Source organism: Salmonella sp. 32070601201500089SM (assembly GCF_017573605.1).
Classification (GTDB): Bacteria; Pseudomonadota; Gammaproteobacteria; order Enterobacterales; family Enterobacteriaceae; genus Salmonella; species Salmonella enterica.
This window is the reverse complement of record NZ_JAGETK010000018.1, coordinates 29,701-52,722: the sequence shown is the minus strand read 5'-3', so window position 1 is coordinate 52,722 and position 23,022 is coordinate 29,701. Positions and strand designations below refer to the sequence as shown.

Sequence of the window (23,022 nt, the reverse complement as noted above, 5' to 3'; positions counted from 1 at the left end):
TATTAACATCAATATATCGCCGGATGGCGGCTTCGCCTTATCCGGCCTACAAATCAAAATGTTAGCCAGCGCGTAGGCCGGATAAGACGCGCCATCCGGCACTATGAGAGTCGGTCAAACCGTTTCCAGCTTCGCATACGCGGCAACCAGCCATTTGATCCCTTGCCCCTGAAAAGCCACCTGCAACCGGCTATGCTCGCCGCTGCCCTCCAGGTTGACAATAGTTCCCTCGCCGAACTTCGCATGGCGCACGCGTTGGCCGAGTTTGTAGCCTGTGTCGTTTTCCGCCAGCGGCGTTCCCATTCGTTGATGGCTCACCGGACGGCTGACGGTGGCGCGCAGACGTACCTCTTCCACGCACTCTTCCGGCAACTCGCCGATAAAACGCGACGGGCGATGGTAGACCTCTTTACCGTACAGACGACGCGTTTCCGCATAGGTTAGCGTCAGTTTCTGCATGGCACGGGTAACGCCGACGTAGGCCAGACGACGCTCCTCTTCCAAACGCCCGCCCTCATCCAGCGACATCTGGCTGGGGAACATGCCCTCTTCCATGCCGACAATAAACACCTGCGGAAACTCCAGGCCTTTGGCCGAGTGCAGCGTCATCAGCTGTACCGCATCCTGCCAGGTATCCGCCTGCCCCTCGCCCGCTTCCAGCGCCGCGTGAGAGAGGAAGGCCTGCAACGGCATCAAATCTTCATCTTCGTCGTTGTAGCTGAACTGCCGCGTTGCCGTCACCAGTTCCTCTAAGTTTTCGATGCGCGTCTGGCCTTTCTCGCCTTTTTCTTGCTCATACATGGTGCGCAGGCCGGAATCTTTGATCACCCGGTCAGTCTGCACATGCAGCGGCATGTCGGCGGTTTCCTGCGCCAGGGCGTCGATCAGTTCCATAAAGCGTTGCAGCGCGCTGGCCGCACGCCCGGCCAGGGCTTTTTCCTGTAACAATTCACGGCACGCCTGCCACAATGTTAGCTGGCGATCGCGCGAGGTCTGACGCACCACGTCCAGCGTGCGGTCACCGATGCCGCGCGTTGGGGTATTCACCACGCGTTCAAAGGCGGCATCATCGTTGCGATTGGCAATCAAACGCAGATAAGAGAGCGCATCTTTGATCTCCTGGCGTTCGAAGAAGCGCATACCGCCGTAAATGCGGTACGGCATACTGGCCTGTAATAACGCTTCTTCCAGCACGCGCGACTGGGCGTTGCTGCGATAAAGGATGGCGCATTGCGCAAGCGCGCCGCCGTTGTCCTGCCAGGTTTTGATACGGTTAACCACAAAGCGCGCTTCATCCAGTTCGTTGAAAGCGCAGTACAGCGATATCGGTTCGCCGTCAACGCCGTCAGTCCACAGCTTTTTACCCAAACGCCCATTGTTATTCTCAATCAGAGCGTTCGCCGCGCTAAGGATGTTGCTGGTCGAGCGGTAATTCTGCTCCAGACGAATGGTCTGCGCGCCGGGGAAATCATTGAGGAAGCGCTGGATGTTCTCTACCTGGGCCCCGCGCCAGCCGTAGATCGACTGGTCATCGTCGCCAACGATCATCACCTTACCGGTATCGCCCGCCAGCAGACGAACCCAGGCGTACTGAATGTTGTTGGTATCCTGGAATTCGTCCACCAGGATGTTAGTAAACCGCTCGCGATAGTGTTGCAGGATGTGCGGCTTGTTCAGCCATAGTTCATGAGCGCGCAGCAGTAGCTCGGCAAAATCCACCAGACCAGCGCGATCGCACGCTTCCTGATAGGCCTGATACACCTTCTGCCAGGTCTGCTCCACCGGGTTGCCATAGCTTTGGATATGGTGCGAGCGTAGCCCTTCGTCTTTCTGGCTATTGATGTACCACATCGCCTGACGCGGCGGCCACTGCTTCTCATCAAGATTCATCGCCTTAATCAGGCGTTTAAGCAAACGCATCTGATCTTCGCTGTCGAGAATCTGGAAATCCTGCGGCAAATTAGCGTCCATATGATGCGCGCGCAGCAGGCGGTGCGCCAGACCGTGGAACGTCCCTACCCACATTCCGCCCTGGCTGGTCCCCATCAACTGGCCAATACGATGGCGCATTTCCGCCGCCGCTTTGTTGGTAAAGGTCACCGCCATGATGGAGTATGGCGAGTTGTTTTCTACGCTCAGTAACCAGGCGATACGGTGCACCAGCACGCGGGTTTTCCCGCTTCCCGCGCCCGCCAACACCAACATGTTGCTACGTGGCGCGGCCACCGCTTCGCGCTGTTTATCATTAAGGCTGTCGAGCAGGTAAGAAACGTCCATTGGCACCGCCGCGTAAAAACATGAAAACTAAAAACGCCCGGGGGCTTCGCTTACCGGGGCTACTTATCGTAGGGCGGATAAGCATAGCGCCATCCACCAGAATAACTGGGAATTTATACAGAACTACTGGTGATTATATCAGCGAGGTGAGAGATGCCAACCGCGAAATTTCGATATGCGGCAGTAAACGGCTGTCCTGCGTCCGCATCAGGTCGGCATTTTCAGGTTTAATCCAGCAGGCCTGCATCCCACAGCGAATAGCGCCAGCCACATCGGTAGTCAGATCGTCGCCGACATGCAGGATCTCGCCGATCGGCACATGCAGCTTTTCCGCCGCCAGGAAATACATGTCGCTAAACGGCTTGGAACGTCCATCCGGGCCGGCGCGCAGTACAAACTTAAAGTAATCGCCGAGGCCAAACAGTTCCGGCTGGGCGTTGCCGTTAGTGATCGCCACCAGCGGCCATTTTTTCGCAAGCTGCTGTAACGTCTCATGGGTAGCCTGCGGAACCTCAATCTGGCTGCGCCATTTGGCAAAATGCATCATCGCCGCATTCGCGCCGGCAATGGCCTCCTGCGCCGATAATCCCGCATCCCGCATGGCCTGCTCTATCGCACGATGGCGCCAGCGGGTAACGTCATGATAGATTTCCGGCTCCGCTTCACGCACCGCCTGCCGTATCCGCTGTAAATCGACGTTTTGAAACGAACGTAGCGACGGGTGATAATTTTGCATAAAAGCGAGCGCTTCCTGCTCAGTACGCAAAATCACCGGACGGTTATCATAAAGGGTATCATCCAGGTCAAAGGTGAGCGCGGCAATACGCCCCAAAGGCCGGTAAAAACGCATTATTTCCCCCGTTTAGCGCGCGGATGCGCCGCGTCGTACACTGAAGCAAGATGTTGAAAATCAAGATGAGTATAAATTTGGGTGGTGGAAAGGTTGGCATGACCCAGCAGCTCTTGCACGCCGCGCAGATCGCCGCTCGATTCCAGCATATGGGTCGCGAACGAATGGCGCAGCTTATGTGGATGCACGTGGCTGTTTAGCCCCTGCTTTATGCCCCATTCGGCGAACCGTTTTTGGACATTGCGCGCGGAGATACGCTTGCCGAGCTTCGACAGGAATAACGCCTCTTCGTCGCTGGCGAACAGGCCGCGCAGATCCAGCCAGTGCTCAATCCACGTCACCGCGTTACGGCCAATCGGCAGGCGTCGCTCTTTGCTGCCTTTACCCATTACCCACACTTCGCCGGTATCAAGATCGAGGTGCTTTATATCCAGGCCAACCAGTTCGGATAAACGCAGTCCCGCGCCGTACATGACCTCCAGCATCGCCCGGTCACGTACGGCGAGCGGATCGTTAAGATCGATGTCCAGCAGGCGGTTAACGTCGTCGACATCAATATTTTTCGGCAGATGACGCGGCGCTTTCGGTGCGGAGACGCCCTTCGCCGGGTTAGCTTTCAATTCGCCCTGACTGACTAACCAGTCAAAAAAGCTTCGCAATGCCGAGAGACGTAGCGCCAGACTGGCAGGGCCAAGCCCTTTGCGCCGACTGCGCACCGCAAAACTGCGCACAATCGCAGCGTCACATTGTTGCCAGCTTTTCAGCCCGGTTTCTCCGGCTAAAGCGATAATGGCATCAAGCTGACGCTGGTAGTTCAGCAGGGTAATGGGGCTAAGCTGGCGCTCCACGCCTAAATAGCGCAGGAACCGCGAGACGTCCTGAGAAAGCGCGACATCCGTCATACGCGTTTAATCCAGCGTTCCAGCAGTTCCGGCAGCATCAGCGCAATCTCCTGTAAAAGCTGCGTCCCCTGTCCCGGCTGATAGTGGTGCGGGTCACGGCTGCTGAAGAGAATCACCCCGAGGTCGCCATCGCTGCCCATCATCGACATGGCTACCGAGCCCACAGCCTTCGCCTCCGGCAAGACCACCAGCAGTTCCGGGCCGTTTAGCGGGCCAAGATAATGCTGCGACTGTCCCAGTCGTTGAATACGCAGCGGCTCGAAGGCCTGACGGTTTAAAGCCAGATGCGTATAGCGCGATGGCGCGCCAAGACGCCACCGATCCGGGAACAAACGCAGCGTCGCGCCGGCAAGCTCCAAATCGCGCGCCCAGCGGTGAAACCGCATCAGCATCTCATCCAGACTATCCGCGGCGACCAGACGGCTTTGCAGATGCAGCAAGCGATAAAACAGGCTTTCATTGGCATGAGCCTGTTCCATCAGCAGCGTCATATTTTCTTCAAGCACATTGATGTGATTACGCGCGCGGGCCATATGCCACTCAACGAGCGAAACCGTTCCCCGCACGGGATGTGGAACACGCATCGCTTCCACGGCATGGGCGTTACGGATAAAAAACTCAGGGTGATGGCGCAGGTAATCGACGACCGCTCGATCGTCCAGTTCCGTGAGCGTTTCCTGTAGTTCTTCCTCTGGTTGCTTCATAAATGGATAAATCCGTCGTAGATATGTGCCGCCGGACCAGTCATGTATAACGGATGACCCGGACCTTTCCAGGCGATATCCAGCCGACCGCCCGGTAATTCCACGCGTACTTCTTCAGCCAGCAGCCCCTGCTGAATCCCCACGGCAACGGCAGCGCACGCGCCGCTGCCGCACGCGCGGGTCTCCCCTGCGCCGCGTTCATAGACTCGCAGCCGGATATGCTCACGTCTTACAACCTGCATAAAACCAATGTTGGCACGTTCCGGAAAACGCTCATGGCTTTCCAGAACCGGCCCCAGTGTTTCAACGGCCGCCGTGTCGACGTTATCAACCTGAATGACACAGTGCGGATTACCCATTGAAACCACGCCGCACAATATGGTCTGTTCCGCCGCTCGCATAATATACGTCTTTTCCGCTTTGTTGGCGCGAAAAGGCACCTGCGCGGGTTCAAAGTTTGGCTCGCCCATATTGACGCGTACCAGTTCATCTTCCGTGACGCTCAGTACCATCCGGCCATTCGCGGTACTGACCCGAATGTCGCGTTTATTGGTTAGCCCTTTCAGGCGAACAAATCGCGCGAAACAGCGCGCGCCATTGCCGCACTGCGAGACTTCACTGCCGTCGGCGTTGAAGATGCGGTAATGAAAGTCCAACTCAGGATCATAGGGCGGCTCAACCACCAGCAGCTGATCGAACCCTACGCCCAAGTGTCTGTCGGATAGCCGACGAATCAGTTCCGGCGAAAAAAAGACATTCTGCGTTACCGCGTCGACGACCATAAAATCGTTGCCAAGGCCATGCATTTTAGAGAATTGCATCATTCACTCCGTTCACGCGGGGACAGAAAACTATCCTCAGTAATTGACCTGGGACGGGCCATCTCCCGTTGCGCGATCGTTCTTATCGGGCATCGTGGACTGCGTTTGCGAATCGACTTTTTTCGTCGGCGGCGGCGCATTTTTATCGGCTGGCGGGAAATAAAGCGGCCCTTTCAAACCGCAGCCCGTCAGGCTGAACAGAGTCAGAAGTACAGCGAGTGTCTTAAACACGTTTTTCATTATGGATTGCCTGTAAGTTCATGCTTTCTATTTTCTATCATCGCAGGAGAAGGCGTAAAAGCAAGCGTTTAGGGGCTCTTTATAAAATCTGAAAAGCGGCGCGTTGCCATGATTATTGCGCATTTACATCAGGAAACATGCTTTGCTCATCACTTTAGGTTTACGTACCACGTCCGGATGACCTTATGCAATATCGTAATTTGTTTTGCCTTTTTTCGCTTTCACTTCTGCTACCTCCCGCCTGGGGATGCCGGCTGAGTGAATCTCCGCACAATGTTTATCAACGGCAAGGCAGCGGCGTGGTTTATCTCCAGCCAGAAGAGGAGAACAATCTTTCGTTGCCGGAGGTGAATTTCAAACGCCTGCGTCGGTTACCCAATTCATTGATTAACCCGGCAACTCAGGGCTGGAACTGGATAGCCCAGCCCCCTTCCTGAACCGGGAAATTAACGCCGGAAAAGAGCATGGCTATTTTATGCGTGATAGCCAGCAAGGTCAGGGTATTCATGTCTTTAGCATCAATGGGCCGCTAAAAGTCACCGAGCGTTTTGCGTATGACAACCGCTATGTTTATACGTGGATTGGCAGCCAGCTTTACCGAACAGCATCCCCCTGCCCGGATAAGACGCATACTCTGAATAGGAACGTCATGTACACCAACAATAAAGACATCATCATCATAACGCAGGCACCGGAATGCCAAAAATGACGCCGCTAAACCGTTTTGCGCGCTTGATTAAACATTTGAAAAACGCCCTTCGGGGAGTGGGGATCGGTTCATGCATTTACGTCATTATTGAAAGCATTATGCACGGCACGATAAACGGTGTTGAAGCTGCCGGAGTCCTGACGATAAGCGCGGTACTCGGTCTGCTTAGCGCTCTTTTGGATATCAAAGCAAAGCCGCGCGCCCCCTTAATCCTGTTGCATTTTCTCCTCTGCGGCGGCTGCGTCGCACTGATGGTGGCAATGCTGTCGGCTCTGAACCATTTCCCGGTTAATGCGTCCGTCATACTTATCACCAGTGCGCTATTTATCGTCATTTATCTACCGCTGAGTTTTATCCTTTACCGCTCACAACGGTAATTCGTATCGGTTCCAGAAGCTGACGCTTCCCCTTATACTGGCGCTATCACTCAATAGCGAGATAAAACAATGAACGACAGTGAATTTCATCGCCTGGCTGACGCCCTGTGGCTCACCATTGAAGAACGCCTCGATAACTGGGACGGCGACAGCGATATCGACTGCGAAATCAACGGCGGCGTGCTGACCCTCAGCTTTGAGAACGGCAGTAAGATCATTATTAACCGCCAGGAGCCGTTGCACCAGGTATGGCTGGCGACCAAACAGGGCGGCTATCACTTTGACCTGAAAGATGACGAGTGGGTTTGCGATCGCAGCGGCGAAACCTTCTGGGAGCTGCTGGAGCAGGCGGCGACGCAGCAAGCGGGTGAAAAGGTGAGTTTTCGCTAAGTTTTAATTCCGCAGGAGAGCCAGAAGAATAGCGCTTTCCTGCGTATATTTAACGAGATATGCGGTCGTATTACCAACCCCGAAATGTGAAATACAGCCAGGTTGCCAGAAACAGCGCGGGCCATACACTCAACCAACCAACCCAAAAGCCGTAGCGTTGCCAAAAGGTTAGGTTAAATAGTGGCTTCTGCTCGTTAAAAAGTTGACGTAACGCTGGTGACCAACGTTTTTCCTTGATTTCATTGCTGCAATGCTTGCATATCGCTAAACCAAACTTATCTCTTTTTCTCGCTTGAGACAAACCACATGTACGGGTCCTTTTTTGGCGAATAATCAACCATACATCCTGATTATTACAATAAGGGCATGTTTCATGTGTGGGTAGGGTTGCCAGAGGCAGCACATCAATATGGTGAGTAATAACAAAAAACATATATCTCTACCCTATTGTTCCAGGTTTCTGGCAACAGCCATTTTAAAAATATCCTGTAACTCATCCGAGTCATAATCGAGATCGTTTAGAGAGATATTCATCACGCGATTACTTTCATGCTTATTCAATAATGACAGAAAATTATTACGCATTTTCTCATTAGTAATTCGCTGACAATAAAGCTCAACATCTTTGACAAAAACGGCCAGCACAGGCGTATTATCGCTAACACGCTCACCAACATAGTCGATTTCATGCCAGTAAACTATTGGTAGCCTGGTTGTGTGTAATGTTACTCCCTCCTGGTTCAACGTTAGCTGTGGCTTTCCTGAAAAGGCGGAGTACCAGTAAGCACTTGCGCCTGCTATCATGAGGAGTATTAAAAAAACACACACCATCTTTAGCATAATACTATAATTTAGAAAGAGGCTCATCATAAGAGCTATAGCTACCACTGAATAAAACAGAGCTAATTTTATTTGTCGTTTCTTATTCACGTAAATAAGAATAGGGTTGTTTATTGACATATAATATCCTTTTATAAAAACATCCATAAGAAACCATTAAAGAGCTTTTGTTTCTAATATGGTTTTTCAAAACATATTTACGAAAACAATGAAAGACGCGATAGCGTTTTGAACGGTCTGGATATTACTACATAAATTGTATAAGAAAAAATATTGTCTAAACCTTGTTCCGCTCAATGAGCATTCTTCGAATGTAGGCTGGATAAGGCGTATTAGCGCCGCCATCCGGCACAGTATCGCTCTAAAGCCATAATCATATTGATAAGAATAATGGCCGCACATGTGAGCATTAACGCGGTAAAGAACAAAAAGGCGATACCGTACAATTCCCATCCCAGATCATAGAGAAAATGGTAATTGTCGCAGGAGATGATCACATCCAGACCGGGACATACTTTTCCCCATCGCCCCCAGTAAGACGCATCCCAGAGTTGAAAACTGGCCATGCTGGCGCATAGCGAGAGCAGGCACCCAGCAGATATAAAACAGAATAACTTATTTATAAGAATGAAGCCGAGGCTGACCATCGCCATGACTATCCCTAACAAAATGAACGCATCTGCCACCTCAAACCTCCTCCTGTAAACCAAATGCGGAGGTCACGGTAACGAAGTTGGGTGAAGTTAATGTGAAGCGGTGAACGCCGGCCGGGCAGCTTTGCCCGGCGCAGCACTTACGAAAAATACTGCTGCAATAGCGGCGCGTCATGATCCTGGTTTGCTGGCGGCACGGTGTTGATAGGCTGCGTACGGAATGGGATCACCTGCGCGCGGCCATCGGTTTTCACTATCTGGTAGAACTGCGGCAGGTTAAAGTTGATAAAACTGGAGCCATACGTGAAGCGATCGTGCGATGACGAATAGAAGCGACTGACGTCGCGCACCAGTTCTTCCTTGCTACCCTCGCAGTGGTGATACACTTCCGCCCGGTTACTTTCATCCAGAATATAAATATTAAAGCCTTTCTCATCGCCCGTTTCTTCAAAGAAGAACTGGATAATCCCTTCGCTGGCGAAGCCATCCACCACTGACGGCAATTTCACCTGGTTGGTTTCCACCTGTACCGACAGCCCGTGCAGCTTGTTATGCGAAATCGCGCCGTAGAATTCGATAGCGTTCTCCAGCTTCTGCACCGAGACATTCAAGCGTTCGAAGAATAGCCCCCACGTCTGCCCGGAAACCCGCAGCGCCTTGAAGCGACCGGTCTCCTGACGGGTGCTGGAAAGACGTAGCTCGATACATTCGGAGACCAGTTGCTGCACGCGGGTGCGAATCAGACCGCGAAGATGTTGACTGTAGCAGAACACTTCGACGCTATCCGGCGGCGCGGCATCCTGGTGCATTTTCCCCAGAATCGTTTTCAGCGCTTCGATCATCGCCTGCTCGCCGTTAAAGTGCAGAGTACGCACTTCGTTCCACGAGTTGCGATATAACAAGTCGATACTGCCTATCAGACAGTTTTGCTCTTCGCCAAAGCTGAAAACGTCCAGCTTACGGAAGTCAAAATGAACCACTTTATTGCGAAACGCCGCCGTCGGGTCATATTCGAGGTTAACGATAATCGCCAGATGGCGAATTTCACAGGGGCTGTAGAGCGCTTTCGGCGTCGGAGCAGGCAAGCGCAGCGGGAAATGGTGCGAAACATCGGCGACCATCTCCTGCAACTTAGGCAGGTCGACAATACCGTTGCCCTTAATAAACAGATGCGTTCGCGACGTCAGCAGGCCGTTGAACCACGCCCACGCGACCAGCTTATTAAGATAACGGTTATATTCCAGCGGCTGATGGCTGATGATGGAATCCATGTTCGGCGCGCGGTTGTAGAGATACCAGCCTGAACGGTTGGCGCGTCCCGGCGGCACATGGATAAAGGTTAAATTCGGCTCGGACAGATCCGGCGATATCTGCGGGTTCACCAGCGTGACTTTACCCGGCAACGCTTCAAAAGCCGCGTACAGCTTACGCGTCAGTACGCCGATATCCTGCGGGCTGGCACTCACGCTGAGGTTGTTGCGCCGCGCAAAGCGAATCAGATTACGATAGCTCTGCATCATGGCGTCGAGCAATTCGTTGTGAGCTTCCCGCACCTGATCGATTTTCCAGTTTGCGCGATTATCGAGCATGGTCAGACGCGCGTCGTCCCATCCCCACTCGCTGACTAACTGGCTTAATACTTCCCGACGCCAGCCTACGCAGGCACGCTCGCGACTTAATTTCTCGCACACTTTCAGGTAAAAGCAGCGGCGGACTAAATCCAGCCGCGTCGGATCTTCAATCGCCGTCAGGTATTCAGTGACCCGTTCCAGCATCATGCAGTAGGGATCGAGTCCAAACGATACGATTTCACCGTCATGCAGACGTTGTTTAATATCTTTCGCCAGCAGACGTGGGTTGGGATATTCCCATGAGTAGGCTTCCAGCAGCAGCGTTTTCAGCACCGCTTTGTACGGCGAGTCAATGCTCTTGTATAGCTGCCACAGGCTGGCGCCAAAGTACTCTTCGGCGGAGAGCGAGCTTAAGCCCCCCAGATCCAGCCATTCGTTTGGCGTTAATACGCCCTGCGCGTAGAGCGTCATGACATAGTCGTCGTAATGCTCTTCTTCGTCGCACGGCACCATGCTCCACAGGATACGCTTCCCGGCCAGGCGCACAGCGGTACGATAAAACTCATCAAGCAACAGGATATGCTGCGTAGAACCACAGTCTTCCCCGCCCAGACTGCCGCTTTCGTTATGGCGGAAACGGTTCTCGTCGATCAGGAAGAAGCTCACCTCAACGCCAAGCGAGGCGGCCCAGCTTTCCAGCAGGCTACACTTACGTTGCAGCAACTGACGCTCTTCGCCGTCGAGCCAGGACTGATGGCACACCCAGATATCCAGGTCGGACGAGCAGCTCTGCCCGACCGAGGAGGTGCTGCCCATGGTGTAAACGCCGGTAATCGGCAACTCGCCCTTCGGCGGATCCTGCGGCGTCATACCGCGGTACAGCTCAAGTTCGTTCAGATAGTGGCGTTGGGTTTCATCAGGCGTGTAGAAGCAAATACCGCTGGGAACGTTACCATCAAGGTAACCCGGCATCAGTGGATGGTGATAGTGCAATAATGTCGGCAGAAGACTGTAAACCTGCTGAAAAGCGGGTCCCATGGCAGCAAGCGCGCGATCCACACGCAGTTGATTTATGGCATCCAGTCTCTGTTTCAGAGTCTCAATATAGAGGTACAAGACGTATCGCCTGATGTTGCTACCCGTCATGGTGCAGGTCAGTACTTGACCGTCGCCATTCGGGATAAACCGTATGTCAAAAATAACCGTTACCCTTTCTCGTCTGCATATTTTTATCTAATACCGACGAAAAAATGGTCTAAAACGTGATCAATTTAACACCTTGCTCATTGACCGTAAAGAAAGATGCGCTACATACAAGTGTAGCACCGTTCGCTGCGTGTAAATTCTTAAATACGGGCTGGCGGTTTCTCGTCATTATTCACTGTCCTTGACGACACTGCGCCTTATCCTCTCACTCACGGTGACCGGAAAACTAACATACTCTCTATAAGGATGTTAGGATGGTCAATGATTGATAATGACGGTAACAAGCATGTTAGACAATGTTTTAAGAATTGCCACACGCCAAAGTCCCCTTGCGCTTTGGCAGGCACATTATGTCAAAGACGCATTGATGGCAACCCATCCGGGACTGACGGTAGAACTGGTGCCGATGGTCACACGCGGCGACGTGATTCTCGATACTCCCCTGGCGAAAGTGGGCGGTAAGGGACTGTTTGTTAAAGAGCTTGAAATCGCGCTGCTGGAAAAGCGCGCTGATATCGCCGTGCACTCTATGAAAGACGTTCCGGTGGCCTTCCCGGACGGTCTCGGTCTGGTGACCATTTGCGAGCGCGAAGATCCGCGCGACGCGTTTGTCTCGAATAAATATCACAGTCTGGACGATCTGCCCGCGGGTAGTATCGTCGGGACGTCCAGTTTGCGTCGTCAGTGTCAACTGGCGGAACGCCGTCCGGACCTCATTATCCGTTCGTTGCGTGGCAACGTTGGCACACGTCTCGGCAAGCTGGACAACGGCGACTATGACGCCATTATCCTGGCCGTGGCCGGTCTGAAACGCTTAGGTCTGGAGTCGCGCATTCGCACAGCCTTGCCGCCCGACGTTTCACTTCCTGCCGTAGGCCAGGGCGCCGTCGGGATTGAGTGTCGTCTTGACGACGCGCGAACACAGGCGCTGCTCGCACCGTTGAATCACTCGCAAACCGCGCTACGCGTAACGGCGGAACGCGCTATGAACACCCGCCTGGAAGGCGGATGTCAGGTGCCGATTGGCAGCTATGCAGAAATCATCAACGGTGAAATTTGGCTACGCGCGCTGGTTGGCGCGCCGGACGGTTCGGTGATGGTGCGCGGCGAACGTCGTGGTTCTCCCGAGCAGGCGGAGCAAATGGGCATCTCGCTTGCAGAGGAACTGCTGGAAAACGGCGCGCGCGCGATTCTGACGGAAGTTTATAACGGCGAGACGCCCGCATGAGTATTCTGATCACCCGCCCCTCTCCCGCAGGGGAAGCGTTAGTGAGCCGTCTGCGCGCACTGGGGCAGGTGGCCTGGAGTTTTCCACTGATTGAATTTGTCGCCGGTCGGGAGCTACCCACCCTAGCCGACCGCCTGGCGACGCTGACGGAAAACGATCTAGTTTTTGCCCTTTCACAGCACGCCGTCGCCTTTGCTCACGCCCAGCTCCAGCGGGATGGTCGAAACTGGCCTGTGGCGCCGCGCTATTTCGCGATTGGCCGCACCACGGCGCTCGCCCTTCATACCGTTAGCGGGTTCGATATTCGTTATCCATTGGATCGGGAAATCAGCGAAGCCTTGCTACAATTACCTGAATTACAAAATATTGCGGGCAAACGCGCGCTGATTTTGCGTGGCAATGGCGGCCGCGAACTGCTGGGCGAAACCCTGACAGCGCGCGGAGCCGAAGTCAGTTTTTGTGAATGTTATCAACGATGTGCGAAACATTACGATGGCGCGGAAGAAGCGATGCGCTGGCATACTCGCGGCGTAACAACGCTTGTTGTTACCAGCGGCGAGATGTTGCAACGGCTCTGGTCGCTGACTCCCCAGTGGTATCGTGAGCACTGGTTACTACGCTGTCGGCTATTGGTCGTCAGTGAGCGTCTGGCGCACCTCGCCCGGGAACTGGGCTGGCAAGATATTAAGGTCGCTGATAACGCCGACAACGATGCGCTGTTGCGCGCATTACAATAACTCTCATAATGGGATGCCATAATGACGGAACAAGAAAAATCCTCCGCCGTGGTTGATGAGACCAGGGAGAGCGTGGAAACCACGCCACAGCCAGTTAATACCGAGAAAAAAAGTAAGAACGGCGCCGCGCTGGTATTAAGCGCGGTGGCGATTGCGATTGCCCTGGCGGCAGGTATTGGGCTTTATGGCTGGGGAAAACAGCAGGCAACCGCGCAAACGGAAACCAGCGATGCGCTGGCGACGCAACTAACCGCCTTGCAAAAGGCGCAGGAGAGCCAAAAAGCGGAGCTGGAAGGGATTATCAAAAAACAAGCGGCGCAGTTAGATGACGCAAATCGCCAACAGGCGGCGCTGGCGAAACAGCTTGATGAAGTACAACAAAAAGTCGCCACCATTTCCGGCAGCGATGCTAAAACCTGGCTGCTGGCGCAGGCTGATTTCCTGGTGAAACTCGCCGGACGCAAGCTATGGAGCGATCAGGACGTCACTACCGCCGCTGCGCTGCTCAAAAGCGCTGACGCCAGTCTGGCGGACATGAACGACCCCAGCCTGATTACCGCACGACGCGCGATTACTGACGATATCGCCAGCCTGTCATCCGTTGCGCAGATCGACTACGACGGCATTATTCTCAAGCTCAATCAGCTCTCTAACCAAATCGATAACTTGCGTCTGGCGGATAACGATACCGATGGTTCGCCGATGGATTCTGACAGCAGCGAGCTGTCCAGCTCGCTAAGCGAATGGCGCGTTAACCTGCAAAAAAGCTGGCAGAACTTTATGGACAGCTTTATTACCATTCGCCGCCGCGATGATACCGCCGTACCGCTGTTGGCGCCCAACCAGGACGTCTATTTACGCGAAAATATTCGCTCCCGCCTGTTAGTCGCCGCGCAGGCCGTGCCACGCCATCAGGAAGAAACATACCGTCAGGCGCTGGATAACGTTTCGACCTGGGTTCGCGCTTATTACGATACTGACGACGCCGCGACAAAAGCCTTCCTGGAGGAGGTCGATAAATTAAGCCAGCAAAATATTACGATGGATCTGCCGGAAACCCTGGGAAGCCAGGCGATTCTTGAAAAACTGATGCAAACCCGCGTGCGTAATCTGCTGGCGCAACCGACAGTCTCTACGGCAGCGCCTGCCACGCAGACAGACGCTCCGGCAGCCGCGCCGCAAGGAGAATAATGATGCTAAAAGTATTATTGCTCTTTGTGTTGTTGCTCGCGGGTATCGTGGTCGGCCCGATGATAGCCGGTCACCAGGGCTATGTGTTAATCCAGACCGATACCTACAACATTGAAACCAGCGTCACCGGCCTGGCGATCATTCTCATCGTCGCTATGGTGGTGCTATTCGCCATTGAGTGGTTACTACGCCGTCTGTTTCGTACCGGCGCGCACACCCGCGGTTGGTTTGCCGGCCGTAAACGCCGTCGCGCCCGCAAGCAGACCGAACAGGCGCTGCTGAAGCTGGCGGAGGGCGATTATCAGCAGGTTGAAAAGCTGATGTCAAAAAATGCCGACCATGCTGAACAACCGGTGGTAAATTATCTGCTGGCGGCAGAAGCGGCGCAGCAGCGCGGCGATGAAGCGCGCGCTAATCAGCACCTTGAACGTGCGGCAGAGCTGGCGGGGAACGACACCATCCCGGTCGAGATCACGCGCGTGCGCTTACAGCTGGCGCGCAATGAAAATCACGCAGCGCGTCACGGCGTGGACAAACTGCTGGAGGTCACGCCGCGTCACCCGGAAGTTCTGCGTCTGGCGGAGCAGGCCTATATTCGCACCAGCGCATGGAGTTCGTTACTGGATATCATCCCATCCATGGCGAAAGCGCACGTCGGCGATGAAGCGCATCGCGCCATGCTCGAACAACAGGCGTGGATAGGACTCATGGATCAGGCGCGTGCCGAGCAGGGCAGCGAAGGATTACGCACCTGGTGGAAAAACCAAAGCCGTAAAACCCGCCATCAGGTGGCGCTGCAGGTCGCGATGGCCGAGCATCTAATCGAGTGTGACGATCATGATATGGCGCAGCAGATTATCATCGACGGTCTGAAACGCCAGTATGACGATCGGCTGGTGCTGCCCATTCCTCGCCTCAGAACCAATAATCCGGAACAACTGGAGAAAGTGCTGCGCCAGCAAATCAAGACGGTAGGCGATCGCCCGCTGTTATGGAGCACGCTCGGCCAGTCGCTAATGAAACACAGTGAATGGCAGGAGGCGACCCTGGCTTTCCGCGCCGCGCTGAAACAACGCCCGGACGCGTATGATTATGCCTGGCTTGCCGATGCGCTTGATCGACTGCATCAACCGGAAGAGGCCGCCGCCATGCGGCGCGACGGCCTGATGCTGACATTACAGAACAATCCCCCGCAGTAATTCCCTCTTGCCCGGTGGCGCTTCGCTTACCGGGCTTACCGCCTACACAAAATCATTCGGGATGCATAAAAAAACGCCTGCCCGGTTAAGGGGCAGGCGTCAAAACAGGTCTGTATGACAACATAAAGGGGTGCTTCACTCAACGTTGTGTCCAGGGTGTTTGATGAGACGTAAGCGACATCTGTCAGTGGACGATAAGCACCGTAAACGGCTCTGCATCATTCCTGAGTTTATGAGGCCAGAAGGCGAACATAAGAGATGGAATGAGCATCTACCCGTACATTATTGCACATAACGTGCCATCTTTGCACCGCTAAAAAACAGGCGCAGGCATTAAAAAAACGTAGAGAATTCACGCGATTGTCATCCCCCCGCCGCTGGCGAGGTTTTAGCGTGTCGCCCGGTGGAGACAGAACAGGATGCTTTTTACAAAGTGATTATAAATCAATAGATTACTCGTCACCGAATAGCGACAAATGAAGCCTGGGATATCGCCAACAAATCATAATGGCAACACGTGCGGGATAAGGGGTTGAAAAGGAACAGAAAACAAAAAACCCCGCCGAAGCGGGGTTCAAAATTGGTCGGCGAGAGAGGATTCGAACCTCCGACCCACTGGTCCCAAACCAGTTGCGCTACCAAGCTGCGCTACTCGCCGATATACTGCTTTTTTGAATTTTTAGTTCAATTCATTGAGTCGTGGTGCGAGGGGGGGGACTTGAACCCCCACGTCCGTAAGGACACTAACACCTGAAGCTAGCGCGTCTACCAATTCCGCCACCTTCGCGTTTCACAACTCTATATTAATGGGGTGGCTAATGGGATTCGAACCCACGACAACTGGAATCACAATCCAGGGCTCTACCAACTGAGCTATAGCCACCACTGAAACTTTTTACGCGGTATTAAACCACCGCAGCTCAAGCACCTAAATAAATGGTACGCCCGACAGGATTCGAACCTGAGACCTCTGCCTCCGGAGGGCAGCGCTCTATCCAGCTGAGCTACGGGCGCTTAGCGCCGTTGCGGGGGTGGATAATACGGACTTCACACCCCGCTGTCCAGTGCCTTTTTAAATAAAATGCGCGTTTGGTTATGCTTTGCGCATTTTGGCGCTTATTCCCCCACCTTGTGGGCGGTTCCGTGACGATTCAGACCGAAAACTTTGTAGACCAGCGTGACGGCCAGCAGGAAGATGACGCCGACAAACAGCGACATGCGCGTATCTTCATTAAAGTACATGCCGATTAAAACGCAAACCAGAAACGCCATCGTCAAATAGTTCGCCCACGGAAACATAATGGAACGAAAAGGATGATCCGCAATCGCTTCTTTATGCGCCCGACGAAAGCGCAGTTGGCTAATCAGAATGACAAACCACGGCACCATCCCCGGCAGTACGCTGGCGCTATAAACGTAAACAAAGACGCGCTGCGGATTGGGGATAATGTAGTTCAGGCAAGAACCTACCAGCAAAATCAAAATAGAGAGCGCCACGCCCGCGACCGGCACGCCGTGGCGAGAGACTTTCGCGACTGCCGCCGGCAGTTGACGGTTTTTCGCCAGCGCGTAAAGCATACGCCCACAGCTATACATTCCGCTGTTACAGCCGGAGAGCGCCGCCGTCAGCACGACAAAGTTGATAATGCCTGCCGCGGCGGTGATGCCGATTTTCGCGAAGGTGAGCACAAAGGGACTGCCGTTGCTGCCAATCTCATTCCACGGGAAAATGGTGACGATCACGAAAATCGCGCCAACATAAAAAATCAGGATACGCCACAGCACTTTACCCACCGCGCTACGCAACGTCACCTGCGGATTCTTCGCTTCACCGGCGGTAATACCGATCAACTCAACCCCTTGATAAGAGGCCACTACAATACATAATGCGGTCAGAAAGCCTTTCCAGCCGCCGGCAAAAAAGCCGCCATGCTCGGTCAGATTACCAAAGCCAATCGCCTGGCCGCCGTTACCAAAGCCGAAGAAAATCACCCCCAGACCGATGATGATCATCACAATAATCGTGGTGACTTTGATCATCGCAAACCAGAACTCTATTTCACCATACAGGCGCACCGCAGCCAGATTCGCCAACGCGACCAGTCCGACGGCAATCAGCGCCGGTATCCACTGCGCCATCTCCGGAAACCAGAACTGGACGTAGACCCCAATGGCGGTAATTTCCGAGATCCCGACCGCCATCCACATAAACCAGTATGACCAGGCGGTAAGATAGCCAAAAAAAGGACTCATATACCGGTGGGCGTACACGGCAAAGGAGCCGGTAACAGGTTCCAGAAAGAGCATCTCCCCCATCGAGCGCATGATGAAAAAGACGAACAATCCGGCGATGATATACGCCAGCAGCACTGACGGGCCCGCCCATTTCAGCGTACTGGCGGCGCCCATAAAGAGTCCGACGCCGATGGTGCCCCCGAGGGCAATCAATTCAATATGACGAGCTTCCAGCCCACGCTGTAGCTCCGGTTTTTTCTCTGCCATAAATCCTCATGTCGTGTTTGCAACGGTTCCGGTAGTACCGGTTATTGTTATGGGTACATCGATTGTTGCGAATATTTTCTTAAATTTGGACAAATGGCAAATGGAGCATTAAAAAAATGCATTTATTGTGTAAGAAATCATCGATTATGTTGTAAATGAGCAGCGCCATAAGCACAATCCGCTGCTCAAGTCATCAGAAGGGAGAATTAGAGATCGCCAGTATAGTGCCAGCGAAGGTAGCGCAGCAGACGCATCTGGCGGGTAATACGCTTCGGTTGCGAAAGCAGACGATACAACCACTCCAGCCCCAGGTTCTGCCATATTTTTGGGGCGCGTTTGACGTGACCGGTAAACACATCATAGGTCCCGCCCACCCCCATATATAACGCATGGGGATGTACTTCCCGACAATCGCGCATGAGTAATTCCTGTTTTGGCGATCCCATCGCGACGGTGACAATTTTCGCGCCGCTGACATGGATACGCGCAAATAGCGCCTGACGCTGCTCCGGCGTAAAGTAACCATCCTGGCTACCCACAATATTGACGTTCCACTGCGTCCGCAGTTTTGCTTCCGTCTGCGCCAGCACCTCAGGCTTGCCGCCGACAAGAAATACCGGCGTGCCTTCTTTCCCCGCGCGCGCCATTAACGCTTCCCAAAGGTCGGCGCCAGCCACACGAGAAACCTGCGCCTGCGGAAATTTTTTACGTATTGAACGCACCACGCTGATGCCATCGGCATATTTAAATTCCGCCGCCGCTATCAACGCGCGGACTTCCGGATTATCTTCCGCCGTCAGCAGCTTTTCGGCGTTGATCGCCACCAACGTGCCTTGCTTCAGTTGACCATCGGCAAACAGATAATTCAGCGCATGTGACATGTCGCGCCAGCCAATCAGAGGTAACCCGCGCAGCGAGTAAAGGGGCGCAGCGGCATTATTGGTCATAGTTTTCCTTCCACCTGTGCCTGAGGGAGCGAAGTTGTACGTTTATGAATCAGTCCGGCGCTATCAAATAACCAGAACAGAAGCTTAGCGACCAGCAGGCTGGCGCCAAAAACCACCAGGAAGAAAACCACGCGCGAAACAAACGAATCCAGCCCTTCTCGCGCCAGCACAATCATATTAAAGATGGCACCAAAGCAGAAACTGTGCAGAATCGCCGCCTTATAGCGATTGGGCTCCCGGTTACCCAGCTCATACAGCCAGTCGAACCATTTGATAATCAGCCCGACGACGATCGCGCCGAGCGGAATAAACAGCGCCCCGCCCATGACCACCAGCGATCCGATAAGCGTTGGCGATATCGCCAGGCCAGAATGGTTGTTCAGGACTTCCCAGGTGAAGTAATTCGCAGAGTTCAGCACAATACTGGGTCGTCCCGGCCATAACCAGGTAGGAATAAAGACGTAGAAATCACGCACGATAGGGGCCAGCCCCTGAAAATCGATATTGTGGTAATTTTGCAACAGCAGCGCCAGATTCTCCCACGGCGAAAAGGTATCGCGCGTCAGATAAAGAAACGTATAGAACGCCTCATCGCCGCTCACATTTAATCCGTAGCGTTTGAGCGCCAGCCAGAACATACCGACAATCCCCAGCACGCCCGCCGCCGCCAGCATCCACAGGCTGATCCAGCCCCGAATAATGCCGATAAACAGGAAGATAGCAAACGCAATAATGATGTTAGCGCGCGTGCCGCCGACAATCATGTAGGTCAACAGACCAAACGCGACGGTGCTCACCAGAAAGAACAGCCACGCTTTGCTGTCCTGGCGCAGGAAATAGACCACCAGCATCGCCGGAATGAAGAAATAGAAGAACCGTTTTAACGCCACGCCGGAGACTTCGCTGGAAAAGATCTGGCTGTAGGAGTGCAGCCGGAACAGCAAAAAGCCGTTATGCATAAAGAAAATCGCCACGCTCACCAGCGCGATGCCCATCAGGATCACCCAGGTAAGGTGGGTTTCCACCCGGTTCATGGTAAATAGCGGCTTGCGTGGTACATCCACAACGCGTTTGCGTAAACGCGTTTTATAGGTCACGTAATACACGCCGTAGAAACAGGCGGCGGATAATAGAGCCTGCAATAAGATTTCCGGCGGCGCGACGCCAACGTCGAAACGAAATACCAGCACGCTGGTTAGCGGAAAACCAAAAAAGAAGGTCAACAAAAACAGCAACGAAAAGAAAACGTTGAAGTTAAAACGCACGCGGCGGAATTCAAACCAGGTCAGCGTGGCGATAAACAGCGTAGAGAGCAGCCAGACCACCAGCAGCCCGCTGAATTGCATTAAACTCATTCGGCTTCTCCTGCGGCGATTCTCAACGCATTATGCCACGGTTGCAGGTAGTTGGGGCTAAAGAAGGTGATGCCGCTTTTATCTACCGATGCGAGCTGACGCTGCGCCTCGCGCACGACCTGCTCATTAAGATCGTCCGTGGTAAACAGGACGGGCAGATGCTGTTCCGCCATATCCTGCCAGAAAGGATTGTCGCGGTTCAGTACGCACGGGATATCGGCCTGAATTAGCAGACACAACGTCCCGATCCCCTGTTGGCGGGCAAAAATAAAATAACCGAGGTCGCACTGGCGCAACAGCGCAAGATAGGTATCAAATTCCATTTTTTCGCTAAGAATTTGTAGATTTTCGGCGCTAAATAGCGCCAGACCGGCCTGACGAACCTCATCAATATAGGCCTGGTTATTGGCCGGATAGCCCATCGGCACCACCACGTTTACCGTGTCGCCAAACTGCTGATACACCGCCCGTAACGCCGCAATATGTTGGTTACTGCGATCGCCGGAGTTCCCTACCAAAATGGTCAATTTCCCCGCACGTTGGCGCTCTTTTGCCATAGCATTCAGGGAAGGATCCATGCGCGTCGGGAAATAGAGCAACTCGCCGCGTACGTCCGGATGCTGACGCGCAAAATAGCTGAGATCGCCGCGCGTCGCGAATACGCACCCTACTCGCCCCTGCGCGATACGACGAAGCGGATAGAAAAGGCGGAATTTCAGCCCGTGGGACACTTCGTAGAGATCCGCGCCCCAGATATGCCAGTAAAACTGAGCTGGCTTAATACCGCCGCTTAACAGCGCCAGCCACAGGCTGGTGTTGAACTGACCGTGAAAGAAGAATCTCTGTCGACGATTTGCTTTCGCTTTGGCGATAACCGCCTGCGCCAGCGCTTTCTTACTGCCATAAAAACGAAGCGAGAGCGCCGGGCAGCTTTCCGTGAAGCCGTTATCTTCACCGGCAACCATAAATTCGCGCGCGTGCTCGCTTGTGGCAGCCAGCGTATCATTGAAAAACCGCAGCACGGTGTGGTTATGGTGAGGGATATCCGATCCCAAGACGTGAATCAGTACAGTCATGCTCGCCTACGCCAGAGTAAAAATACGCCGCAACAAAGTGAAAAATAGACAATATAGGTGGCCATATAAGCCTGTGCCGCACCCAGCGCGCCGTGAGCGGGAATCAGCCAGTTAGCGAACGCCGTTAACAGAATGAACTGGCTAATTTCAGCCAGAATGTAAAATCGCAACGACGCTTTGGCAATCACCAGATAACCGAAAACATAGGCGCCAACTTTCAGCACGTCGCCCACTAACTGCCAGGCGAACAGATCGCGCATCGCGGTGAATTTGGCGGAAAAAAGCAGCCAGATAGCAAAATCGCGCAGTAGCCAGACGGTAAAACTCGCCGCCGCAACCGCCGGTAAAACAAATTTCAGCGCTTTTACCACTTCACGCGTAATGTCCTGTTTTTCCGTCAGGCGTGAGAGCGTGGGTAACAGGTAAACGCTGAAGGAGGCGGTGATAAATTGCAGATAGGCGTCAGAAATACTGCTTACGCCCTGCCAGATCCCGACATCGCTCCAGCTATAGTGCGCGGCCAGTTGGTTTCGCATCATCACATAGGCAACCGGCATCGTAACGGAGGTAATCAGCGCCATCAGGGTAAATTTACTGAGCTGCCCTGCCAGACCGTTGTCCCAGGAGGGCTTGAGATAGCGTAGCGGGACGGTGCCGCGCTTAATCAGTATTATACCGGCTGGCACTACCACCAGCGCCGGCACCAGCGCCAGGCCAAGCAGAGCGCCTTCATAGCCGCCGACACGGTAGCAGAGATACCAGGCGGCGACGCCCAAAAAGCTGCCGACAATTAACGATAAGGCATTACCCGACGCGTCACGAAAGCCCTTCATTAGCGCCAGCAGCAGGTTCGCCCAGGCGATCCCCATTTGTACCAGCGCAACCAGACGCACCAGCCCTTGATAGTCCGTATGACCGAACAATCCCTGGCTAATCGGCGCCGCCGCCAGCAAGAAGACCAGCGCCAGCAGCGTAGAGAACCCCAATACCATCGCGGAGGAGGTTCCCACCACGGTACGTAACTGCGCCGGGTTATCATGATGTTGTGCGACAAGTTTGGTAACGCCGTTAAATATCCCGGCGCCAGCCAATACGCCCAGCACGGTAATCATCTGGCGGAAGTTACCCGCTTGTCCGACGCCAGACGGACCAAAAGAGACGGCCAGTAGTTTCACCACCAGCAGTCCGGCGCCAATTTTTACCAGCGTACTGACCGCCGTCCACAGGGAGGCTTTAGCAAGCGACAT

22 protein-coding genes, 4 tRNA genes and 1 pseudogene are annotated in these 23,022 nt (G+C 53.8%); 8 read left to right on the top strand and 19 right to left on the bottom strand.

Annotation, left to right across the window (positions count from 1 at the left end; genetic code table 11):
- Window positions 1-114 precede the first annotated feature (114 nt).
- The 6 genes from uvrD to lptM all read right to left on the bottom strand — a co-directional run bounded on the left by uvrD (window position 115) and on the right by lptM (window position 5,794).
- Window positions 115-2,277: a DNA helicase II gene (uvrD, locus tag J4728_RS21540; protein ID WP_208212375.1), complete on the bottom strand. Its 2,163-nt coding sequence runs from the start codon at window positions 2,275-2,277 to the stop codon at window positions 115-117.
- 133 nt (window positions 2,278-2,410) lie between these two features.
- On the bottom strand, window positions 2,411-3,127 hold the full coding sequence (yigB, locus tag J4728_RS21535) for a 5-amino-6-(5-phospho-D-ribitylamino)uracil phosphatase YigB (protein WP_001213560.1): 717 nt from the start codon (window positions 3,125-3,127) through the stop codon (window positions 2,411-2,413).
- On the bottom strand, window positions 3,127-4,029 hold the full coding sequence (gene xerC, locus J4728_RS21530) for a tyrosine recombinase XerC (RefSeq protein WP_000132874.1): 903 nt from the start codon (window positions 4,027-4,029) through the stop codon (window positions 3,127-3,129). Before xerC ends, yigB begins: the two co-directional genes overlap by 1 nt.
- Complete coding sequence (locus J4728_RS21525; RefSeq protein WP_208212373.1) at window positions 4,026-4,733, bottom strand: DUF484 domain-containing protein; 708 nt, start codon at window positions 4,731-4,733, stop codon at window positions 4,026-4,028. The genes xerC and J4728_RS21525 overlap by 4 nt, the downstream gene beginning before the upstream one ends.
- Window positions 4,730-5,554 (bottom strand): diaminopimelate epimerase, encoded by an 825-nt coding sequence (gene dapF / locus J4728_RS21520; protein ID WP_001160671.1) that lies wholly within the window; start codon window positions 5,552-5,554, stop codon window positions 4,730-4,732. The genes J4728_RS21525 and dapF overlap by 4 nt, the downstream gene beginning before the upstream one ends.
- A 36-nt stretch (window positions 5,555-5,590) precedes the next feature.
- A complete protein-coding gene (gene lptM, locus J4728_RS21515; protein WP_000799903.1) occupies window positions 5,591-5,794 on the bottom strand; it encodes an LPS translocon maturation chaperone LptM in 204 nt (67 codons plus the stop codon).
- 185 nt (window positions 5,795-5,979) lie between these two features.
- On the opposite strand from lptM, the gene J4728_RS21510 reads away from it, so the two are divergent.
- From J4728_RS21510 to cyaY, 4 genes and pseudogenes are all read left to right on the top strand, one after another.
- Window positions 5,980-6,231, top strand: coding sequence for a hypothetical protein (locus J4728_RS21510; protein WP_001621231.1), 252 nt, complete (start codon window positions 5,980-5,982; stop codon window positions 6,229-6,231).
- Window positions 6,201-6,503: pseudogene (locus J4728_RS21505) on the top strand (hypothetical protein); the annotation flags it as partial. The gene J4728_RS21510 and the pseudogene J4728_RS21505, both read left to right, overlap by 31 nt.
- A complete protein-coding gene (locus J4728_RS21500; protein ID WP_079825823.1) occupies window positions 6,491-6,880 on the top strand; it encodes a DUF3021 family protein in 390 nt (129 codons plus the stop codon). The pseudogene J4728_RS21505 and the gene J4728_RS21500, both read left to right, overlap by 13 nt.
- Window positions 6,881-6,949: 69 nt before the next feature.
- Entirely contained in the window at window positions 6,950-7,270 is a 321-nt protein-coding gene (gene cyaY / locus J4728_RS21495) for an iron donor protein CyaY (protein WP_000999922.1), read from the top strand.
- A 70-nt stretch (window positions 7,271-7,340) separates the two neighbouring features.
- On the opposite strand, the gene J4728_RS21490 is transcribed toward cyaY, so the two are convergent.
- The 4 genes from J4728_RS21490 to cyaA all read right to left on the bottom strand — a co-directional run bounded on the left by J4728_RS21490 (window position 7,341) and on the right by cyaA (window position 11,450).
- Complete coding sequence (locus J4728_RS21490) at window positions 7,341-7,703, bottom strand: hypothetical protein (protein WP_031607578.1); 363 nt, start codon at window positions 7,701-7,703, stop codon at window positions 7,341-7,343.
- An 11-nt stretch (window positions 7,704-7,714) separates the two neighbouring features.
- Window positions 7,715-8,257 carry an STM3941 family protein gene (locus J4728_RS21485; protein ID WP_001727010.1) on the bottom strand — a complete coding sequence of 181 codons (543 nt, stop codon included), beginning with the start codon at window positions 8,255-8,257 and terminating at the stop codon, window positions 7,715-7,717.
- A 185-nt stretch (window positions 8,258-8,442) separates the two neighbouring features.
- A complete protein-coding gene (locus J4728_RS21480) occupies window positions 8,443-8,796 on the bottom strand; it encodes a membrane protein (protein WP_000752579.1) in 354 nt (117 codons plus the stop codon).
- Window positions 8,797-8,903: 107 nt separating this feature from the next.
- Entirely contained in the window at window positions 8,904-11,450 is a 2,547-nt protein-coding gene (gene cyaA, locus J4728_RS21475; RefSeq protein ID WP_000281718.1) for a class I adenylate cyclase, read from the bottom strand.
- A 376-nt stretch (window positions 11,451-11,826) separates the two neighbouring features.
- Between cyaA and hemC the strand changes: the two genes are divergently transcribed.
- From hemC to hemY, 4 genes are read left to right on the top strand one after another with little or no spacing between them, the layout of a single operon-like run.
- Window positions 11,827-12,768: a hydroxymethylbilane synthase gene (gene hemC, locus J4728_RS21470; protein WP_001521319.1), complete on the top strand. Its 942-nt coding sequence runs from the start codon at window positions 11,827-11,829 to the stop codon at window positions 12,766-12,768.
- Window positions 12,765-13,505, top strand: a complete 741-nt coding sequence (hemD, locus tag J4728_RS21465; protein WP_000025498.1) for a uroporphyrinogen-III synthase — start codon at window positions 12,765-12,767, stop codon at window positions 13,503-13,505. The genes hemC and hemD overlap by 4 nt, the downstream gene beginning before the upstream one ends.
- A 21-nt stretch (window positions 13,506-13,526) precedes the next feature.
- Window positions 13,527-14,696: a uroporphyrinogen-III C-methyltransferase gene (hemX, locus tag J4728_RS21460; RefSeq protein ID WP_000138962.1), complete on the top strand. Its 1,170-nt coding sequence runs from the start codon at window positions 13,527-13,529 to the stop codon at window positions 14,694-14,696.
- 2 nt (window positions 14,697-14,698) lie between these two features.
- Window positions 14,699-15,895 carry a protoheme IX biogenesis protein HemY gene (hemY, locus tag J4728_RS21455; RefSeq protein ID WP_208212383.1) on the top strand — a complete coding sequence of 399 codons (1,197 nt, stop codon included), beginning with the start codon at window positions 14,699-14,701 and terminating at the stop codon, window positions 15,893-15,895.
- A 581-nt stretch (window positions 15,896-16,476) separates the two neighbouring features.
- On the opposite strand, the gene J4728_RS21450 is transcribed toward hemY, so the two are convergent.
- The 9 genes from J4728_RS21450 to wzxE all read right to left on the bottom strand — a co-directional run bounded on the left by J4728_RS21450 (window position 16,477) and on the right by wzxE (window position 23,022).
- Window positions 16,477-16,553, bottom strand: a tRNA-Pro gene (locus J4728_RS21450).
- A gap of 42 nt (window positions 16,554-16,595) precedes the next feature.
- Window positions 16,596-16,682 (bottom strand) — tRNA-Leu (locus J4728_RS21445).
- 20 nt (window positions 16,683-16,702) lie between these two features.
- Window positions 16,703-16,778 (bottom strand) — tRNA-His (locus tag J4728_RS21440).
- Window positions 16,779-16,832: 54 nt separating this feature from the next.
- A tRNA-Arg gene (locus tag J4728_RS21435) sits at window positions 16,833-16,909 on the bottom strand.
- A 102-nt stretch (window positions 16,910-17,011) separates the two neighbouring features.
- Complete coding sequence (thrP, locus tag J4728_RS21430; protein ID WP_000818378.1) at window positions 17,012-18,397, bottom strand: bifunctional threonine/serine APC transporter ThrP; 1,386 nt, start codon at window positions 18,395-18,397, stop codon at window positions 17,012-17,014.
- Window positions 18,398-18,603: 206 nt separating this feature from the next.
- Window positions 18,604-19,344, bottom strand: a complete 741-nt coding sequence (gene wecG, locus J4728_RS21425; RefSeq protein WP_000183623.1) for a lipopolysaccharide N-acetylmannosaminouronosyltransferase — start codon at window positions 19,342-19,344, stop codon at window positions 18,604-18,606.
- On the bottom strand, window positions 19,341-20,699 hold the full coding sequence (wzyE, locus tag J4728_RS21420) for an ECA oligosaccharide polymerase (RefSeq protein ID WP_000055605.1): 1,359 nt from the start codon (window positions 20,697-20,699) through the stop codon (window positions 19,341-19,343). The genes wecG and wzyE overlap by 4 nt, the downstream gene beginning before the upstream one ends.
- Window positions 20,696-21,775 carry a TDP-N-acetylfucosamine:lipid II N-acetylfucosaminyltransferase gene (locus J4728_RS21415; protein WP_017442080.1) on the bottom strand — a complete coding sequence of 360 codons (1,080 nt, stop codon included), beginning with the start codon at window positions 21,773-21,775 and terminating at the stop codon, window positions 20,696-20,698. Before J4728_RS21415 ends, wzyE begins: the two co-directional genes overlap by 4 nt.
- On the bottom strand, window positions 21,772-23,022 hold the full coding sequence (wzxE, locus tag J4728_RS21410; RefSeq protein ID WP_208212371.1) for a lipid III flippase WzxE: 1,251 nt from the start codon (window positions 23,020-23,022) through the stop codon (window positions 21,772-21,774). The genes J4728_RS21415 and wzxE overlap by 4 nt, the downstream gene beginning before the upstream one ends.

Coding starts and splice junctions, on each gene's coding strand:
- uvrD (WP_208212375.1), bottom strand. CDS start 2,277: ATGGACGTTTCTTACCTGCTCGACAGCCTTAATGATAAACAGCGCGAA.
- yigB (WP_001213560.1), bottom strand. CDS start 3,127: ATGCGTTTTTACCGGCCTTTGGGGCGTATTGCCGCGCTCACCTTTGAC.
- xerC (WP_000132874.1), bottom strand. CDS start 4,029: ATGACGGATGTCGCGCTTTCTCAGGACGTCTCGCGGTTCCTGCGCTAT.
- J4728_RS21525 (WP_208212373.1), bottom strand. CDS start 4,733: ATGAAGCAACCAGAGGAAGAACTACAGGAAACGCTCACGGAACTGGAC.
- dapF (WP_001160671.1), bottom strand. CDS start 5,554: ATGCAATTCTCTAAAATGCATGGCCTTGGCAACGATTTTATGGTCGTC.
- lptM (WP_000799903.1), bottom strand. CDS start 5,794: ATGAAAAACGTGTTTAAGACACTCGCTGTACTTCTGACTCTGTTCAGC.
- J4728_RS21510 (WP_001621231.1), top strand. CDS start 5,980: ATGCAATATCGTAATTTGTTTTGCCTTTTTTCGCTTTCACTTCTGCTA.
- J4728_RS21500 (WP_079825823.1), top strand. CDS start 6,491: ATGCCAAAAATGACGCCGCTAAACCGTTTTGCGCGCTTGATTAAACAT.
- cyaY (WP_000999922.1), top strand. CDS start 6,950: ATGAACGACAGTGAATTTCATCGCCTGGCTGACGCCCTGTGGCTCACC.
- J4728_RS21490 (WP_031607578.1), bottom strand. CDS start 7,703: ATGTTTTTTGTTATTACTCACCATATTGATGTGCTGCCTCTGGCAACC.
- J4728_RS21485 (WP_001727010.1), bottom strand. CDS start 8,257: ATGGATGTTTTTATAAAAGGATATTATATGTCAATAAACAACCCTATT.
- hemC (WP_001521319.1), top strand. CDS start 11,827: ATGTTAGACAATGTTTTAAGAATTGCCACACGCCAAAGTCCCCTTGCG.
- hemD (WP_000025498.1), top strand. CDS start 12,765: ATGAGTATTCTGATCACCCGCCCCTCTCCCGCAGGGGAAGCGTTAGTG.
- hemX (WP_000138962.1), top strand. CDS start 13,527: ATGACGGAACAAGAAAAATCCTCCGCCGTGGTTGATGAGACCAGGGAG.
- hemY (WP_208212383.1), top strand. CDS start 14,699: ATGCTAAAAGTATTATTGCTCTTTGTGTTGTTGCTCGCGGGTATCGTG.
- thrP (WP_000818378.1), bottom strand. CDS start 18,397: ATGGCAGAGAAAAAACCGGAGCTACAGCGTGGGCTGGAAGCTCGTCAT.
- wecG (WP_000183623.1), bottom strand. CDS start 19,344: ATGACCAATAATGCCGCTGCGCCCCTTTACTCGCTGCGCGGGTTACCT.
- wzyE (WP_000055605.1), bottom strand. CDS start 20,699: ATGAGTTTAATGCAATTCAGCGGGCTGCTGGTGGTCTGGCTGCTCTCT.
- J4728_RS21415 (WP_017442080.1), bottom strand. CDS start 21,775: ATGACTGTACTGATTCACGTCTTGGGATCGGATATCCCTCACCATAAC.
- wzxE (WP_208212371.1), bottom strand. CDS start 23,022: ATGTCGCTTGCTAAAGCCTCCCTGTGGACGGCGGTCAGTACGCTGGTA.